Source organism: Corynebacterium sp. ACRPE, assembly GCF_022347435.1.
In the GTDB taxonomy this organism is placed as follows: Bacteria; Actinomycetota; Actinomycetes; order Mycobacteriales; family Mycobacteriaceae; genus Corynebacterium; species Corynebacterium tuberculostearicum_D.
This window is the reverse complement of sequence record NZ_JAKRNA010000016.1, coordinates 1-16,172: the sequence shown is the minus strand read 5'-3', so window position 1 is coordinate 16,172 and position 16,172 is coordinate 1. Positions and strand designations below refer to the sequence as shown.

General features: G+C 58.8%; 13 protein-coding genes. 10 read left to right on the top strand and 3 right to left on the bottom strand.

What is annotated here, in order from left to right; all coding sequences use genetic code 11:
- The gene (gene sufB / locus MHY13_RS08465) at window positions 1-1,440 is read right to left on the bottom strand and encodes a Fe-S cluster assembly protein SufB (RefSeq protein ID WP_275431205.1); all 1,440 of its coding nucleotides are present in this window, start codon (window positions 1,438-1,440) and stop codon (window positions 1-3) included.
- The gene (locus MHY13_RS08460) at window positions 1,437-2,174 is read right to left on the bottom strand and encodes a metalloregulator ArsR/SmtB family transcription factor (protein ID WP_239228807.1); all 738 of its coding nucleotides are present in this window, start codon (window positions 2,172-2,174) and stop codon (window positions 1,437-1,439) included. The genes sufB and MHY13_RS08460 overlap by 4 nt, the downstream gene beginning before the upstream one ends.
- Window positions 2,175-2,443: 269 nt before the next feature.
- Here MHY13_RS08460 and mptB point away from each other — a divergent pair, with 269 nt between their 5' ends.
- From mptB to MHY13_RS08435, 5 genes are all read left to right on the top strand, one after another.
- A complete protein-coding gene (gene mptB / locus MHY13_RS08455; RefSeq protein ID WP_239235294.1) occupies window positions 2,444-4,168 on the top strand; it encodes a polyprenol phosphomannose-dependent alpha 1,6 mannosyltransferase MptB in 1,725 nt (574 codons plus the stop codon).
- Between the two features lie 6 nt (window positions 4,169-4,174).
- Window positions 4,175-5,104 carry an ABC transporter ATP-binding protein gene (locus MHY13_RS08450; RefSeq protein WP_239282847.1) on the top strand — a complete coding sequence of 310 codons (930 nt, stop codon included), beginning with the start codon at window positions 4,175-4,177 and terminating at the stop codon, window positions 5,102-5,104.
- Between the two features lie 57 nt (window positions 5,105-5,161).
- The gene (locus tag MHY13_RS08445; RefSeq protein WP_239282845.1) at window positions 5,162-5,926 is read left to right on the top strand and encodes an ABC transporter permease; all 765 of its coding nucleotides are present in this window, start codon (window positions 5,162-5,164) and stop codon (window positions 5,924-5,926) included.
- 69 nt (window positions 5,927-5,995) lie between these two features.
- Complete coding sequence (locus MHY13_RS08440; protein ID WP_239282843.1) at window positions 5,996-7,024, top strand: heme A synthase; 1,029 nt, start codon at window positions 5,996-5,998, stop codon at window positions 7,022-7,024.
- Between the two features lie 64 nt (window positions 7,025-7,088).
- Window positions 7,089-8,066: a quinone oxidoreductase gene (locus MHY13_RS08435; protein ID WP_239282840.1), complete on the top strand. Its 978-nt coding sequence runs from the start codon at window positions 7,089-7,091 to the stop codon at window positions 8,064-8,066.
- Between the two features lie 85 nt (window positions 8,067-8,151).
- Here MHY13_RS08435 and MHY13_RS08430 read toward each other — a convergent pair whose 3' ends face one another.
- A complete protein-coding gene (locus MHY13_RS08430) occupies window positions 8,152-9,096 on the bottom strand; it encodes a heme o synthase (protein ID WP_239191961.1) in 945 nt (314 codons plus the stop codon).
- Window positions 9,097-9,444: 348 nt separating this feature from the next.
- Here MHY13_RS08430 and tkt point away from each other — a divergent pair, with 348 nt between their 5' ends.
- The 5 genes from tkt (at window position 9,445) to pgl (ending at window position 16,016) form a co-directional block, all read left to right on the top strand.
- Window positions 9,445-11,517, top strand: a complete 2,073-nt coding sequence (gene tkt / locus MHY13_RS08425; protein WP_239282873.1) for a transketolase — start codon at window positions 9,445-9,447, stop codon at window positions 11,515-11,517.
- A 27-nt stretch (window positions 11,518-11,544) separates the two neighbouring features.
- Entirely contained in the window at window positions 11,545-12,630 is a 1,086-nt protein-coding gene (gene tal / locus MHY13_RS08420; RefSeq protein WP_239228813.1) for a transaldolase, read from the top strand.
- A 99-nt stretch (window positions 12,631-12,729) separates the two neighbouring features.
- A complete protein-coding gene (gene zwf, locus MHY13_RS08415; protein WP_239228814.1) occupies window positions 12,730-14,262 on the top strand; it encodes a glucose-6-phosphate dehydrogenase in 1,533 nt (510 codons plus the stop codon).
- A 14-nt stretch (window positions 14,263-14,276) separates the two neighbouring features.
- Window positions 14,277-15,212 carry a glucose-6-phosphate dehydrogenase assembly protein OpcA gene (locus tag MHY13_RS08410; protein WP_239228815.1) on the top strand — a complete coding sequence of 312 codons (936 nt, stop codon included), beginning with the start codon at window positions 14,277-14,279 and terminating at the stop codon, window positions 15,210-15,212.
- A gap of 42 nt (window positions 15,213-15,254) precedes the next feature.
- Complete coding sequence (pgl, locus tag MHY13_RS08405) at window positions 15,255-16,016, top strand: 6-phosphogluconolactonase (RefSeq protein WP_204608980.1); 762 nt, start codon at window positions 15,255-15,257, stop codon at window positions 16,014-16,016.
- Window positions 16,017-16,172 lie beyond the last annotated feature (156 nt).

Below are 16,172 nucleotides of genomic sequence, written 5' to 3'. Positions count from 1 at the left end.
TTAGCCGACCGATCCTTCCATTTGCAGTTCGATGAGGCGGTTGAGCTCGAGGGCGTACTCCATCGGCAGCTCCTTAGCAATCGGCTCAACGAAGCCGCGCACGATCATCGCCATTGCTTCTTCTTCCGCAATGCCGCGGGACATCAGGTAGAACAGCTGCTCCTCAGAAACCTGGGAAACGGTTGCCTCATGGCCCAGCGTGACGTGGTCATTGCGGATGTCGTTATACGGGTATGTGTCCGAACGCGAAATATTGTCCACCAGCAACGCATCGCACTCGACGTTAGAGGTAGAATGGTGCGCGTTCTGATTAACCTGCACCAAGCCGCGGTAAGCGGCGCGGCCGCCGGCACGGGCAACCGACTTAGACACGATATTGGAAGAGGTGTGCGGAGCCATGTGAGTCATCTTGGCGCCCGTGTCCTGGAACTGGTTCTCACCAGCAAAGGCAACGGAGAGAACCTCGCCCTTGGCGTAAGGACCGGTCATCCATACGGCCGGGTACTTCATGGTGACCTTGGAGCCGATGTTGCCGTCGACCCATTCCATGGTGCCGCCTTCTTCTACCTTGGTGCGCTTGGTCACCAAGTTGTAGACGTTGCTGGACCAGTTCTGAATGGTGGTGTAGCGGCAGCGGCCGCCCTTCTTCACGATGATCTCCACTACCGCGGAGTGCAGGGAGTCAGACTTGTAGATAGGAGCGGTACAGCCCTCGACGTAGTGAACATAAGCGTCCTCGTCGACGATGATGAGGGTGCGCTCGAATTGGCCCATATTTTCCGTGTTGATGCGGAAGTAAGCCTGCAGTGGAATATCTACGTGCACGCCCTTAGGCACGTAGATAAAGGAGCCACCGGACCACACCGCGGAGTTCAGCGCGGAGAACTTATTGTCGCCGGCCGGGATAACGGTGCCGAAGTACTCCTTGAAAAGCTCAGGGTAATCGCGAAGTGCGGTGTCAGTATCGACGAAGATGACACCCTGGCTTTCCAGGTCCTCACGGATCTGGTGGTAGACAACCTCAGACTCGTACTGGGCTGCCACGCCGGCAACGAGGCGCTGCTTCTCGGCCTCTGGAATGCCCAACTTATCGTAGGTGGCCTTGATATCGTCAGGGAGTTCGTCCCAGGTCTGGGCCTGCTCCTCAGTGGACTTCACGTAGTACTTAATCTGGTCGAAGTCGATGCCAGACAGATCCGCACCCCAGGTGGGAACGGGCTTCTTATCAAAGATGTTGAGTGCCTTCAGGCGCTGGTTAAGCATCCATTCCGGCTCGCCCTTCTTGGCGGAAATATCGCGTACTACATCTTCGTTCAAGCCGCGGCGAGCAGAAGCACCGGCCGCGTCCGAGTCGTGCCAGCCGTACTCATATGCACCAATGGAATCAATGATTTCATCATCGGTCATCTTGTTCTCGGGTGCCGATTGTGCCTGGGTCATGACTCGCTCCTTTCAGTATTTGTATTAACGGGTGTCAAGGGGATGTTCGTGGTACAGATCCCATGACCGCCGGCGATGGAGGCCAAAGGCTGTACGTGTTTGCCTAATAGAGCAGAAAAGACTTCTTGTTCCGCCTCACACAGCTCCGGATGCTCGGCCGCCACATGGGAGACCGGACAATGGTGCTGACAGATTTGCACTCCCTGACCAGCGCGGTCCACCGTGGCGGCATACCCGTGCTCGTCCAATACCTCGGCCAGCTTGCGGGCCACATCCTCTACAGATTCGCCCTCTTCTACGAGGGGGCGCACATCTGCAACGAGACGCCCGAAGCGGACCTTGGCAAAGCGCTTAACGGCCTCAGACCCGCCGACGTCGCGAAGCGCCGTCAAGGCATCAGAGGCCAAATCATCGTAGGCGTGGCCGAATTGCGCTCGGCCACGATCGGTGAGGCGGAAGTGTTTGGCTGGTCGCCCGCGACCAGAGCCGCTACCCGCTGAACCGCGGGTAACTGGGCGGCGGCGCACAACCTCCGTCAATTCCTCTTCCACCAAATTGTCTAAGTGCCGGCGGATTCCGGCAGCAGAAAGGCCAAGGCGTTCACCCAAGTGGGAAGCGGTAACGGGCCCGTCCTTCAGCAGCAACAGCATCACTTGCCGGCGGGTATCGCCATCCGTAGTGCGGGATTCCTTAGCCGCCTTATGCGTAGTTTCTACGCGCTGAGGTGTGCTCATGCCGGGACCTCCCTTCGTGCTTCGCTCACTTACAGCCGCCCTGCAGCCGGCTCCCGTAATTCCGAGAGTCGCGCCGCAGTCCAACTGCGCCTCCTTTATTAGACAACACTAGTGTTCCTTAATTCATTCCGGAATGCCACCATTAGCCATTCTTCGGCGTGGCACGGGGGTGGCTTACTCCCCTCATCGCCACAACTGGCGGTGCTGCGCGCGTCAAAATGGCGGGCCTGCTGGGGTTGGGGCGGAGGATTCGCGTAAGGTCTTAACCCATGACAGGCAAATTCCGCGGCTTTCTTTCCGGCGTCAAGGCCGAGCTGCCGCAGCTGGGCACCGCTGGTTCCCGGTCTGCGCGGCTACACGCCGAGGACACCGGAGCCGCAGAACCTGATTCTCGTTTTGATTTTGTCCCCGCCAAAGAAGATGGCCTAAAGCGCACCACCACCGCACAATGGCGGACATTTTTTATCTTGCGCTGGGTGGGCACAGTGGGTTCTCTACTTATCGCCTTCGGCGCGTTAGGTGCCGGCGCCCTCCCAGTAGTGGGAAACCCTTATGACAACGTGCCTTTTGGATCCCTCATGTCTCGCATGCTGCAGACCTCTTCTGCCATAGTCATGGTGGGAGTAGGCCTGATGGTGGCCGCCTGGGTTTTCTTGGCCCCTTTTGTAGGCACCCCGCTGCGCCAACCCCAGGAAGGTGCCCTCACCCCAGCGCGCGCTCGCCGGCTCGTGACCACACACCAACTATGGCGCACGTGGGCCGGCTGGGTCATCCCGCTGATTTTTACCGCCCCGCTCTTCACCCAGGACATTTACTCCTACTTGGCCAACGGTTCCATCGTGATGCAGGGCATGGATCCGTATTCTGCAGGACCGGTGCAATTGCTTGGCGCGGGTGATGAGCTCGCCCGATCCGTACCGTTTATCTGGGCCAACTCCCCTTCTCCCTATGGCCCCGTAGCACTCGGGCTTGCTGGGGTGGTGAGCGCAGTTACCTCAAATTCCATCCTCTTGGGAGTTATCGCCCACCGCCTCCTATCCATCGCCGGTATCATGGTTGCTGGGTGGGCCATAAGCTGTTTGGCGCGGCGCTGCCGGGTATCTCCAGAATCTGCCCTATGGCTCGGCATTCTCAACCCTCTCACTATCTTGCACCTGGTGGGCGGAATCCATAATGAGTCCATCATGTTGGGCCTGCTTCTAGTGGGTATGGAGCTGGGCCTGCGGGGCGTCGACAAGCTGGAAAAGTCCACGCGCAGTGCCTACCTAGCACTCATTGCTTCTGGATTTTGTCTGTCCTGCGCCGGGATGGTCAAGGTTACCGGCTTTATCGGGCTGGGCTTTGTAGGGATGGCCTATGCCCGCCACCTGATAGACAAGGACGGTGCAACACGCTGGAGGGCTTTGGTCTACGCCATTGCCCTGCAGCTAGTTATTTTAATTGCAACCATTGCACTTATTAGCGCCTTGACCGGTATTGGCCTGGGGTGGATCACGGGACAAGGCGGGGCGGCCTCCATCCGCTCGTGGCTTTCTACCTCCACCGCCGTAGGCGTGGGCACCGGCTTCATCGGAATGCTGTTGGGTCTAGGCGACCACACCGAAGCTATTCTCACCGTAACCCGTACCTTTGGCGTGCTGGTGGCAGTAGCTTTCATGGCCCGCATGCTCTTTGCAACGTTGCGCGGCTACATCCACCCTGTGGGAGGACTCGGCACCGCCTCCTTAGTACTGGTTATCTTCTTTCCCGTCGTCCATCCGTGGTACATCCTGTGGGCGGTACTGCCTTTGGCCGCATGGGCCAACCGGCTTATATTCCGTTTCTGCGTCGTGGCTTATTCGGCAGCTATGAGCTTCTTTGTACTGCCGCGCGGCCTCGGGTTGCCGCCCAGCACTATCATCGTGATCTACGTGTCGGCAGCCTGCACTTTCGCCGTCATCGCCACCCTGTGGTGGGTTGCAGTGCGGCGCAGCGGAATCCGTGTCCTAAACTAATCCCACGTGAATTCCATTTCAGCCGATCGCCCAGCCCTCACCGTGGAGAACGTGGTGAAGAAATTTGGCCCCACCACCGCCGTTAACGGTCTAAGCCTTAGCGTTGCCACAGGTGAGGTCTTTTGCCTCCTTGGCCCCAATGGCGCCGGAAAGTCCACAACGATTGAGATGTCAGAGGGTTTTATCCACCCCACCAGCGGCACAATCGACGTCCTAGGACTCGACCCGAGTTCCGCACCGGACAAGGTGCGCGAAAAGGTCGGCATCATGTTGCAGGGTGGTGGTTCCTACTCCGGCATCCGTGTTCTGGAAATGCTAGAACTTTCCGCTAGCTACAGCGCCCATCCCCTCTCCCCGCACTGGCTACTGGAAACGCTCGGGCTTGATGGAGTAGCCCGGACTCCCTATCGCAGACTCTCCGGCGGGCAGCAGCAACGGCTTTCCCTCGCCCTAGCAATCATCGGTCGGCCCGAGCTAGTTTTTCTCGATGAGCCCACCGCTGGCATGGATGCACAATCCCGTTTGGCGGTCTGGGACCTTGTTCGGGCCCTGAGGCGCGATGGCGTCACCATTGTTCTTACCACCCACCTCATGGATGAAGCGGAGTCACTAGCGGACCGAGTGGCAATCATGGATCATGGCGAGCTTGTAGCCCACGGCACCCCCGCGGAACTTACCGCCCAGTCGGACTCGGCAGGGCTTAGTTTCAGCACCGATATCGATGTTGATATGGAAGCTTTGGCTGAGGCTGGCATTCAAGCAACCAAATCCCGTCCGCTGCATTACCGCTTGACCCAGGCCGGCACGCCCGAAACCATCGCTACGCTTACCGCCGAGCTTGCCCGCCAAGGAGTCCTGCTGCGGCGCCTAGACGCGGCTCACCGCAACTTGGAGGAGGTCTTCCTTGACCTTACCGGCCGCCATTTGCGCAGCTAGCTGCACTCTACGCCAGGACCGAATTCAATCAACTGCGTTGCGGAAAGAAGCCACCACATGAGCACTACCTTTAACCCCGGAACCTTTACCCCTGCCCCCAAACGAGCCAGCGCCGGCGCTATGTTGCTTGCGCAAGGAAAGATGGAAGCAAAACTCATGCTGCGCCACGGCGAACAGCAATTGTTGAGCGTCATCATACCGCTGGCCCTGCTCATTGGCGCGGCCCGCCTGGAGTCACTCACCGGACATGGCTTGCACGAGGTATTTCCCATGGTGCTTGCAGTAGCTGCCACCTCCGCAGGCTTTACCGGTCAGGCCATTTCGCTTGCCTTTGACCGGCGCTACGGGGCCCTTAAACGCACTGGTGCGTCCGGTGTGCCGGCTTGGGCCATTATTGGCGGCAAGATCCTCGGCGTACTCACCATGGTGGTATTCCAAATCCTTGTCTTGGGTATAGCGGCCTATATTCTGGGCCTCCGTATCAGTCTGGGCGGAGTGCTACTCATGATCCTCTCGCTGGTCTTCGGCGTTGCGGCATTTACCGCCATGGGGCTGTTGCTCGGCGGCACCCTCAGCTCTGAAGTAGTGCTCGCGTTGGCTAACCTCATCTGGTTCCTGCTCCTCGGCGTAGTCGGCTGGACCCTCTACTCCCAGGGCCTTGGCGATAATGGCGTCCTCAACGCGGTGCCGACCGTCGCCCTAGCAGGCGCGCTTACCGACGCCTCTAATTCCACCTTCCCCGGCCTCGAGCTCCTATCCTTGTTGGCGTGGCTTGCGGTGGCGTCGTTCGCTGCGGTCCGTTGGTTCCGCTTCGATGGCTAAATGTGACTTTTGTCCGGTTCCTTTCGAAACGAGAGGAATTTTTATGCCCAAAATCTCCCGACTAGTAGGATGCTATGCGTGAATTACTGGACGAAGATCAAGCGCTTCTTTAAGGAAGCCGCCCCTACACTGCAACAGCAGCGCCTCATCGCGCTCATCCTCCTCTTGTGCCAGGGTGGCATCACCGTGTCTGGTTCCATTGTCCGCGTGACCGGCTCGGGATTGGGCTGTCCCACCTGGCCGGAATGCCAACCAGGCTCCCTTGTCCCTATGGAAGGCGCTGCGCCTGCTCTTCACCAGGCCATCGAGTTTGGTAACCGCCTGCTTACTTTCGTCGTATCCGCAGCGGCAGTCGCCGCTGTCATTGCCATGCGCATGGCGCGTCGCCGCGCAGAGCTCAAGGTGTACGCATGGCTCAACGTCGCTGGCATCGTACTGCAGGCGATCATCGGCGGTATCTCTGTCCACCTAGACCTCCGGTGGTGGTCCGTGGCGCTGCACTTCCTACCTTCAATGCTCTTGGTATGGCTGGCGGCAATGCTTTATTCCCGCATTGTGGAACCAGATGACGGAACGCCACGCGCTCGCTTCCCTCAAGCGATTCGCCTCCTTGCAGCGGTCGCTACCGTTGCCCTGAGCATTGTGCTCATCACTGGCACGATGGTTACCGGTTCGGGCGTTCACTCTGGCGATTCCGGGGTGGGAATGGAAGGCCGCCTGCAGGTAGATACCGAAGCCATGGCCGTCACCCACGCCATGTGCATGTACGTCTACCTGACGCTTACGGTTATTACCGTCTTCCTGCTTTACAAGAACCGCGCACCTCAAGACGCTAAGAAGGCTGGCTGGGTCCTCGTTGTATGCATCCTCATTCAGTGGGCAGTAGGCGTTTACCAGTTCTACATGAGCATTCCGCGCTGGACTGTCCCCTTCCATATTGGCCTCTCCTCCTTCGTCACCGCGTATACCGCCCTGCTATGGGCACACGGTGTACGCCGCACCGACGGCACCGCGGATCTCATCACCGGCTCTCCCAGCGGCGATGAGAAGTACGCGGCGCGCCAAACCTCTCTTGAACAAGAGCAAGCGACTGCTTAACCCATAATGCTTACGGCCGGCCGAGGTACTGCACTCGGTCGGCTTTTTGCGCTAGCCTGGCTATATGCACGCAATTCAGGTCACAGAAACCGGCGGACCAGAAGTACTTCGCTATACCGAAGTTCCCGCCCCCACCCCTAATGACAACGAAGTTTTGGTGGATGTCATCATGGCTGGCGTCAACTACATCGATACCTATTATCGTGAGGGCATCTATAACGCGGCCACCCCGTTCATTCCCGGATTCGAAGGCACCGGGCGCGTTGTCCACGACCCCAAGGGGGAAATTGCCGAGGGCACAATGGTGGCCTGGAACCGGGCTTTTGGCTCCTACGCCGAACAGGTCTGCGTCCCACGCGAGGGACTAGTGGCGGTCCCAGATGATTTCCAGCCAGAAGTCGCTGCCTCAATGTTGTTGCAGGGCATTACCGCACACTATTTGGCGCATGGCGTTTATCAACTGGGTGAAGGCGCTTCCTGCCTGATTACTGCCGGCGCCGGCGGTGTAGGCCAGATCCTCACCCAAATGGCATCGTCGCTCGGCGCTACCGTCTATACGGTGGTCTCCACGGACGAAAAGGAGGAACTCTCCTACGCAGCCGGTGCGGATAAGGTATTTCGCTATGGCGACGCACTCGCCGAGCAGGTCCGTCGCTACAACGGTGATAGGGGTGTTGACGTGGTTTACGACGGCGTCGGCAAGGCTACCTTCCACGAGTCACTCGAAGCAGTACGCCCCCGTGGCACCGTCGCGCTATTCGGCGCCGCCTCTGGCCCAGTTGAGCCTATCGACCCGCAGCTGCTAAACAAGCATGGGTCTATCTTCCTCACTCGGCCTTCCATCGGCGCATGGACAGCCCAAGAAGGCGAGTTCCAAATGCGTGCCCAGGCGGTCGTCCAAGCTGTTATCGACGGCGATCTGAGCTTCAACGTCACGGCATCTTATCCACTGGAAGATGCCGCTGCGGCGCACCGCGACCTCCAGGAGCGCAAGACTACCGGTTCCATCGTGCTGCGCGTCCAAGCTGGCGATAAAGCCTAAACCCACCCACAAACGCCGAAAGCGCGGGAAAAGCAGCTGTGCTTTTTCCCGCGCTTTCGCTCTATCCTTGGGTATCTGGGCGCAGTTAGAATAACGTGGCCGACCAGCCGAGCATCCTACCTAATGGCTCCCAACCCAATACTGCATCGATGGACAACCCGATAAAGAGCACCGACAGATAGTTATTGGAGTAAATGAACAGGCGCATCGGCTTAACCTTGGCGCCGTTCTTGACTCCCTTGTGCAGGCGTATAGCCATCCACAGGAATACCGCGCCGGAGGCAAGAGCTGCGACCAAGTAAATCCACGATGCAGCGGGGACGATAAGTAGGGTCACGATAACCGTGCCCACGGTATACCACACGATCTGTCGAGTGACTTCCTTCTCATCAGCCACTACGGGCAGCATCGGCACGCCGGCCTTGCGGTAGTCTTCCTTGTACTTCATGGCCAGCGCCCACGTGTGTGGCGGAGTCCAGAAGAAGATGATGAGGAAGAGCACGATTGCCTGCCACCAGCGGTCAGGCTCTCCAGCAGGAGCGTTATCCCGGATAACCGCCCAGCCGACCATCGCCGGCATGCAGCCGGCCAAGCCGCCCCAGACTATATTTTGGGCATTGCGCATCTTCAAAAACTTGGTGTAGACGAAGACGTAGAAGAAATTCGTCAAAACCACGAAGAAGGCCGCCAACCAGGAATGAGCAAGGACGCCCAACCACAGCACGGAGATGATGAGCATTACCCACGCGAAAATTGCTGCGTTCCGTTTGGAAATCTTGGCCCTTACCAGCGGGCGGGCCCTCGTGCGCTGCATTTTTTGATCCAGCTCGTAGTCCACGACGTTATTAAACGTGTGGGCGGCAGCAGCGCCCATCCAACCGCCGAAAATGGTCGACACGATTAGCCAAATATTGTCTGAAACGGCCTCCACGCCGCGTTGCGCTTGGAGCATCGCCGGGATTGCGGCCACGAGGAGGAGTTCAATGATCCTCGGTTTCGTTAGCGCAAAATAGGCCTTGATGGTCTCCAAGGGATTCCTCCACTATCTGAACGTTGGTGAACTGTGCCCCGCGCACTAACTGCGCGCGGTCACCCCTAGCGGTCGCACATGCCCGTGAAAAAGTTCCAGTTCTCTCACTCACAGTTTTCGGCGCAGGGGTGAAAGACAACAGGCCTATGGCCGCTAGATTCAGTGCGCGCTCTAGCGCCGACGCGCACTCCACTTAGCCATGCCAGCATACCGTTTATGCCTAGCTTTCTATAATTGCGCACCGCCGGTTAAAAAATTACTAGACTGAATAAAGTTAAGTACTTTTTGCCTAGACGTAAGCGAGGCTTTCCAGTGTCGAAAGATAAGTTGTCCCCAGAACTCCAAACTATGGTCGAGCGCCGTTACCCGGAGGATTGGTCGGAGTTTGACACCCGCGCCGTCGACACCGTGCGAGTACTAGCCGCAGATGCTGTACAAAAATGCGGTTCCGGCCACCCAGGCACGGCAATGTCCCTAGCTCCCCTCGCCTACACCTTGTATCAGCGCGTCATTAACCATGATCCCGCCGATGTGCACTGGGCCGGCCGCGACCGCTTCGTTCTTTCCGTTGGTCACTCTTCCCTCACCCAGTACATCCAGCTCTACCTGGGCGGCTTTGGCTTGGAAATGGACGACCTCAAGCAGCTGCGCACTTGGGGATCGCGCACGCCCGGCCACCCTGAGGTACACCACACCGATGGCGTGGAAATCACCACCGGACCCCTTGGCCAAGGCTTGGCTTCCTCCGTGGGCATGGCCATGGCCGCACGTAAGGAGCGCGGGCTTTTCGATCCTAAGGCACCGGCCGGGGAGTCTCCCTTCGACCACTACGTCTACACCATCGCTTCCGATGGTGACCTCCAGGAGGGCGTTACCGCTGAGGCTTCTTCCCTGGCGGGTACGCAAAAGCTGGGCAACTTGATTGTCTTCTGGGATGATAATCGCATTTCTATTGAGGACGATACGAATATTGCCTTCAACGAAGACGTAGTAGCCCGCTACGAGGCCTACGGCTGGCACGTCCAAACGGTCGAATCCGGCGAAGACGTCGTAGCCATTGAGGAGGCGGTCAAGGCAGCTCAGGCAGAGACCGAGCGCCCGTCCTTCATCCGCGTGAAGACCGTTATCGGCTACCCGGCCCCGAATAAGATGAACACCGGCGGAGTTCATGGCGCTGCGCTGGGCGATGACGAGGTGGCTGCCACCAAGGAGGTCTTGGGCTTCGATCCCGAGCGCAGCTTCCACATCGACGACGAGGTCATCGCACACACCCGCAAGCTGCGCGAACGCGGCACAGGGAAGCACTCCGCATGGCAGAAGAAGTTCGACAAGTGGGCTGCGGCTAATCCGGAGAACAAGGCACTCTTTGACCGCATGCACGCGCGCGAACTGCCGCAAGATTTCGACGCTGAATTGCCGGTTTGGGAACCGGGCGAGTCCTTGGCCACCCGCAAGGCTTCTGAGGCCACCATCCAAGCATTGGCCGCTTCCCTTCCAGAGATGTGGGGTGGCTCTGCTGACCTTGCCGGCTCCAATAACACCGTGATTAAGGGCGCGGACTCCTTCGGCCCCGCAGCCATTACCACCGACATGTGGTCGGCTCAGCCGTATGGCCGCAACCTGCACTTCGGCATTCGCGAGCACGCGATGTCTGCGATCATGAACGGTATTGCTCTGCACGGCAATACCCGCGTTTACGGCGGCACCTTCCTTATTTTCTCCGAGTACCAGTACCCCGCTGTCCGCCTGGGCTCGTTGATGTCTACCGATACCTACTATGTCTGGACCCACGACTCCATCGGCCTGGGCGAGGACGGCCCAACCCACCAGCCGGTAGAGACCCTTTCTGCCCTTCGCGCCATCCCGAACCTGTCCGTTATTCGCCCGGCCGATGCCAACGAAACTGCACAGGCATGGGCCGCAGCGCTCGAGTACAAGGCCGCACCAAAGGGCCTGGCACTGAGCCGCCAGGGACTGCCAGTACTGGAAGGCACCAAGGAAAAGGCACATGATGGCGTGCGCCGCGGCGCTTATGTTCTGGTGGAAGCATCCAAGGAAACGCCAGACGTAATCCTCCTCGCTACCGGCTCTGAGGTGCAGCTTGCCGTCGCCGCCGCTAAGGAACTGGAGGCCGCCGGAACAGCCACCCGCGTTGTCTCCGCACCGTGCCTTGAGTGGTTTGATGAGCAGGATGACGCATACCGCGAGTCCGTGCTGCCTAGCGAAGTGCAGGCCCGCGTGTCCATCGAAGCCGGCATCGCTATGCCGTGGCACAAGTACACCGGTTCTTTCGGCCGGACCATTTCCATCGAGCACTACGGCGCCTCCGCTCCTGCGGGCGAGCTCTTTGAGAACTTTGGCTTCACCACCGCAGCGGTTGTTGAAGCGGCGCAGGAATCGCTCGCCGCCGCGAAGAAGTAAACCTCCAGGACTGGATAAGGAGTAATCATGAACCACATTTCCGAACTTGCCCAGCTGGGAACCTCAACCTGGCTCGATGACCTTTCTCGCGAGCGCCTAGTATCGGGCAATCTCGAGGAGATAATTTCCACGAAGTCCATCGTGGGAGTTACCACCAACCCGGCTATTTTCGCCGCAGCGATGACCAACGGCACCGCCTACGACGCCGAGCTTTCCACGTTGAAGGAAGCCAAGGCTTCCGCGGATGAGGCGGTGTACGCATTGGCTATTGAGGACGTCAAGAATGCCTGCGACCTCTTTGCAGATATCTACTCCTCTACCAACGGCGCAGATGGCCGCGTGTCCATCGAGGTCGACCCGCGCATTTCTGATGACGCTAACGCCACCCTTGAACAGGCGCGTGAGCTCTGGTCCAAGGTTGATCGTCCCAATGTCATGATCAAGATTCCGGCCACCACCGCATCCCTCCCAGCCATCGAAGATGCCCTAGCAGAGGGAATCAGCGTCAACGTCACTCTTATTTTCTCCGTGGATCGCTACCGCGATGTCATTGAGGCTTTCCGTACTGGCCTCAAGCGTGCCGCCGAAGCAGGCAAGGACGTCTCTACCATTCACTCCGTGGCTTCCTTCTTTGTTTCCCGTTTGGATACCGAAGTAGATAAGCGCTTGGAAGCCATTGGCAGCGAGATTGCTCTGGCACTGCGGGGCAAGGCGGGCGTCGCCAATGCGCAGCGCGCCTATGCCCTCTTCCAGGACGCCTTGCTTGACGACGCCGACTTGCCCGAAGGCGCCCACCTCCAGCGTCCACTGTGGGCTTCTACCGGCGTAAAGAATCCGGAGTACCCAGCCACCTTGTACGTATCGGAGCTGGCTGGCCCGCACACGGTAAACACCATGCCGGAAAAGACCATCGATGCGGTTCTCTCTGAGGGCAACCTTCACGGCGATGCCCTGTCTGATAGCCGCGAGGCTGCAGAAGGCGTCTTTGCCCAGCTAGAAGAGGTCGGCATTGATTTCGATGATGTCTTTGCAGTGCTGGAGCGCGAGGGCGTCGATAAGTTTGTCGCCGCGTGGGAGGAACTGCTTGCTTCCATTGAGGAGCGACTCGCGTAAACTAGCCGTGTGACTTGTGCCCCGCCGAGAATTCGGCGGGGCATTCTGCCGCTAGAATATTAGCGAGCTTAAAGCCCATAAACTCAGGAAGGATTCTTCGTGACCGACTCAGCCGCTTGGGTCAACCCCTTGCGCAATGCCAGCGACAAGCGATTGCCGCGAATCGCAGGACCCGCGGGCATGGTCATCTTCGGCGTTACCGGTGACCTAGCATATAAAAAGCTACTGCCCGCAATCTACGACCTAGCGAGCCGTGGCCTCCTCCCCGCTGGCTTTACCCTTGTGGGTTATGGTCGCCGCGACTGGGACAAGGTCGCATTCTGTGACTACGTTCGCTCAGCCGTCATCGCTGGCTCACGTACCGAGTTCAATGAAGATGTCTGGCAGCATCTATCCCAGGGCATCGAATTTGTACAAGGCTCTTTCGACGATGCTGGATTCGATCGCCTCTCGGCGCGTTTGGGCGAGCTAGATCGCGAGCGCGGCACCGGCAGCAACTGGGCATACTACCTTTCGGTTCCACCGGAATTCTTCTCCAATATCTGCCACCAGCTGGAGCGGGTGGGCATGGCCAACTCCGTCGAGGACTCGTGGCGCCGAGTAATCATTGAAAAGCCTTTCGGCCACGATCAAGAGTCTGCCCGCAAGCTCAATGAGATTGTCAACGCCGTCTTCCCTGAGTCCGCGGTATTCCGCATCGACCATTATCTGGGCAAGGAAACGGTGCAAAACATCATGGCTTTGCGCTTTGCCAATCAGATTTTCGAGCCCATGTGGAACGCCCACTACATCGATCACGTCCAAATCACCATGGCCGAAGATATTGGCTTGGGCGGCCGTGCCGGATACTATGACGGCATCGGTGCAGCTCGCGATGTCATCCAGAACCACCTGCTGCAGCTTTTGGCTCTAGTTGCAATGGAAGAACCCTCCTCCTTCGAGCCCGAGGCCCTGCAGGCAGAAAAGGTCAAGGTGCTACGCGCTACTCACGCCGTGCACCCGCTAAATAAGACCACTGCTCGCGGCCAGTACTCCGCCGGCTGGCAAGGCTCCGAGTTTGTCAAGGGCCTGCGCGAAGAGGAAGGCTTCGATCCGGAGTCCACGACGGAGACCTATGCAGCCTGCACCTTGGAAGTGAACTCCCGCCGCTGGGGAGGAGTGCCTTTCTACCTGCGCACGGGCAAGCGCTTGGGCCGCCGCGTGACCGAGATTGCGCTGGTATTCAAGGCAGCGCCAAATCAACCATTCGTTGACGGCCAGACCGATGCGCTGGGACGAAACGCCGTAGTCATCCGCGTGCAGCCGGATGAAGGCGTCACCATGCGCTTTGGTTCCAAGGTGCCCGGCTCCACCATGGAGGTCCGCGACGTCAATATGGACTTTGCTTATGCTGAGGCCTTTACCGAGGAATCTCCGGAAGCATACGAGCGCCTGATTTTGGATGCCCTGCTCGATGAGTCTTCGCTCTTCCCCACCAACGAAGAGGTGGAACTTTCCTGGTCAATTTTGGATCCCATTATCGATTACTGGTCCGAAGCAGGCCAACCGGAGGAATACCGCGCTGGCACGTGGGGCCCAGAATCCGCCGATAGAATGTTGCGCCGCCGGGGGCACTCCTGGCGCCGCCCATAGGAGGGACGCAGACAATGATTATTCCATTGCCCAACACCACTACTCGTGAAATCTCCAAAAAGCTAGTAGAGGCCCAAGAGCATTACACCCTTACTACCGGCCGAGTACTCACCCTCATCGTGGCTGCCCGCGAGGACGATGATCTGGAAAACATCCTGGCCTCCGTGCGCGATGCCTCCCATGAGCACCCGTCGCGCGTTCTGGTCGTCGTGACGGGCGACCCGCAGGCAGATACCCACCTAGATGCGCAGCTTCGCGTGGGCGGTGAAGCGGGTGCTTCTGAGATGGTCATCATGAAGTTGCACGGCGCTTTGGCAAATCAGGACGAGGCAGTCGTTACTCCACTGCTGCTTCCCGACACCCCTTTGGTCGCCTGGTGGCCTACCTTGTGCCCGCCTGACCCAGCTTCCAGCTCGGTGGGTAAATTGGCTCAACGCCGCATCACCAACGTTGCCTATGACGGACGCGTCACTGGCGAAGATCTGCGCACCTTATCCGCCGGTTACACGCCGGGCGATTCCGATATGTCCTGGGCCGCCATCACTTTGTGGCGCGGCGTCGTGGCCTCCGCATTGGACCGCCATCCTCACGAGCCGGTGCAGTCCGTCGAGGTAGCGGGCCCTGCGGGCCACCCAGCTCCAGACTTCGCGGCCGGATGGCTCCTCGATCGTCTGGCAGTCCCCGTCCACCGCACAGTGACCGACTCTCAGGAGCCGCACTTCCCAGTGACCCACTTGCGGTTTAACCGGGAAACGAGCCACGTCGACGTAGATGTCGTCGACGAGCGCACGGTGCGTGTGTGCGTTCCAGGTTCCCCGGATTCCCTGGTGAGCCTTAGCAAGCGCTCCCAAGCTGAGGTTCTCTCTGAAGAATTGCGCCATCTGGATGCCGATAAGACTTATGCGCAAGCGCTCCGTGCGCTAGCCCAAGTAGACTACAGTAAGCAGTAAAACGGCTTAACTCTGATTCTTTGCAAAGGATAGCGATACCTCATGGTAACTCTTCACCGCGTAAGCGATGTGGATGACCTTATCTCCCAGGCCGCGCTGAAATTCGTGGATACCGTAGCGCGTATCCAAGCCGCCGGTGGCGGGCTCCACCACGATGGGGTCGCGCGAGTTGTCCTAACCGGCGGCGGCGCTGGAATTGGCGTTCTTCACGAGCTGGCCCGTTTGGATTTCGCGGCACAGCAGCAAGGCGAGGACTTTCCAGCCCAGCGCATCGATTGGTCGCGCGTTCACGTCTTTTTCGGCGACGAGCGTAATGTGCCCGTCTCTGACGCAGATTCTAATGAGGGTCAAGCACGCAGTGCCCTGCTCAACCACGTAGATATTCCGGACCAGAATATTCACGGTTTTGATCTAGGTGCGGTGTCCATGGAAGCCGCAGCGAGTGCGTATGAGCCAGAGCTAAAGGAATTCGCCCCGAACGGATTCGACCTGCATCTGCTGGGAATGGGCGAAGAGGGCCATATCAATTCCTTGTTCCCCCATTCTGAGGCGGTTCGGGAACAAGAAGAGCTAGCTGTTCCCGTTCATGACTCTCCCAAGCCGCCGAGCGAGCGCATTACCCTTACTCTTCCCGCGGTAAACAAGTCTGCTCGTATTTGGCTTCTTGTTGCAGGCGAGGCCAAGGCGGAAGCTGCCAAGCACGTCGTTGAAGGCGCTGAGCCCGAAGAATGGCCGGCTGCAGGCGCGCACGGTAAGGAAGAAACCATCCTCTTCCTTGCCGATGACGCCGCATCCGAGCTCTAGGCACGGCCGCCTAGCGCGCAGCCGAGCTGAACTTGTGGGTTAAGGGTCAAAAAGTGTGTCCGGAATCGCGGATTTTCACGGATTGACCTGTAGGTTTCCGGAAAGTATATGCTCCGGAAGCATATATCTAGCCCCCGACGGGAAATCCTCGGTGTG